1 protein-coding gene and 1 pseudogene are annotated in these 1,501 nt (G+C 67.8%); one reads left to right on the top strand and one right to left on the bottom strand.

From position 1 onward, the window contains the following. Window positions 1-227: 227 nt before the first annotated feature. Window positions 228-356 (bottom strand): annotated as a pseudogene (locus AB0G14_RS35675) (transposase); the annotation flags it as partial. A 158-nt stretch (window positions 357-514) separates the two neighbouring features. Here AB0G14_RS35675 and AB0G14_RS35680 point away from each other — a divergent pair. Beyond that, on the top strand, window positions 515-895 hold the full coding sequence (locus tag AB0G14_RS35680; RefSeq protein WP_357705218.1) for a VOC family protein: 381 nt from the start codon (window positions 515-517) through the stop codon (window positions 893-895). Window positions 896-1,501 lie beyond the last annotated feature (606 nt).

Here is a 1,501-nt window from a genome sequence, read left to right on the forward strand (position 1 = left end):
ACGGCAACAATCGCTGTCCCGGTTGACCCCCGTTGAATTCGAGACCATCATGCACCCACCGGCCAGTCAGGCCGCGTGACTACACCTGTCACCTATTGGTGCAGCAGACCCTCACATCGGGTGGCCGGTATTCCCGAGCACGACTGACCGCCCGGGGAAGCGCTCCTACGGCGCGTCAGCGGTCGGCGTAGGCGCGGGTGCGTTCGTCGCGTCGCAGGCGGGTCGGGGGCGATGGTGTGGAGGGCGCGGTTGAGCTGGCGGTCTCGCGAGCGGTTGAGTCGGTAGCGGATGGTCTTGCCGGAGGACGCGGAGAGCGGGGCCGCGCCGGCGAGCATGGCGAACGCGCCGTCGTCGCGGCAGTACGGCGGGTTCGCCGAGGTGCACTGCCAGGTGTTCTGTCGGCGGGCACTACCGGGCCGGCGAGCTCCAGAGCGGCCGCGACGATGGCAAAGTGGGACAAAGTGGAAGTCTGTCGGCCTGGTGCCGATTACGCTGTCGCAGGAGGTGAGCCATCATGTTGACAGACGCACCGGTGCAGGCGGCCATTCCCGCGAACGACATGGAACGGGCCAAGCGCTTCTATCGCGACACACTGGGCCTGACCATGTCGCAGGAAGCCGAGGACGCAGTCCATTTCGAGTCCGGCGGAACGAAGTTCTTCATCTATCCCACATCCAACGCCGGGCAGGCGCCCCACACGTTGGCAGCCTGGCTGGTCGCCGACCTCGACGCCGAGATGGCGGACCTCCGGAGGCGCGGCGTGACGTTCGAAGAGTACGATCTCCCCGGCCTCAAGACAGTCAACGGCGTCGCAGAGTTTCCGACGATGCGCGGCGCATGGTTCAAGGACAGCGAAGGCAACATTCTCGGCGTGAGCCAGCCCCGCAAAGGTTGATCCCGGACGCGGCCCGCGTGACCGCCATGTTGGCCATGCCGGTACCGGCCCTCGGGCAGCCGCTGTCGGTGAACTTCGTGCGTGGCGACTACTCGTCGATGGGCTACGAGGACGAACTCACCGCGGGCCGCTGGATGCCAGCGCGAGCGCCTCGTCGAGGTCGACCGAGACCAGGGTGGGATGCAGGACGAGCAGGTCTCCCTCGGTGGGCAGGTACGACGAGGGGGTACGCGGTGCCAGCTCGGGCTCGAACGTGTGCCGGGCGGTGTGCAGCGCGACCCGGAGGTTCCGGACGGGCGTCCGGTTCGGCGTCCGGCCAGCACATGTCCACGGCCTCGTCCCGGTGCAGCCGGTGGCCGGGGGAGACGGCAGGAAGCTTGACGAGCGTCCGGGCGCTCGGCCGCCGCCAGCGCTCCAGCGGGGGCAGGTCGCCGGAGCGCTCGGCTCGGAAGCCGCCCAGCAGGTACAACCGCAGCAACGGCGTACCAAGATTCATGCGCGGACGCTAGTTTCCCGAGTCGTTGATTCATTGCTAGATTGATGGCGTGGGTGATGGTCGTGGTCCGAAGTTGGCGTTGCTGGCGTTGACCGCTGAGGAGCGGGACG

This window comes from Micromonospora sp. NPDC023814 (assembly GCF_040639595.1).
Taxonomy (GTDB): Bacteria; Actinomycetota; Actinomycetes; order Mycobacteriales; family Micromonosporaceae; genus Micromonospora.

Excerpts from the sequence above, each read along its gene's own strand:
- AB0G14_RS35680 (WP_357705218.1), top strand. The coding sequence starts at position 515 with ATGTTGACAGACGCACCGGTGCAGGCGGCCATTCCCGCGAACGACATG.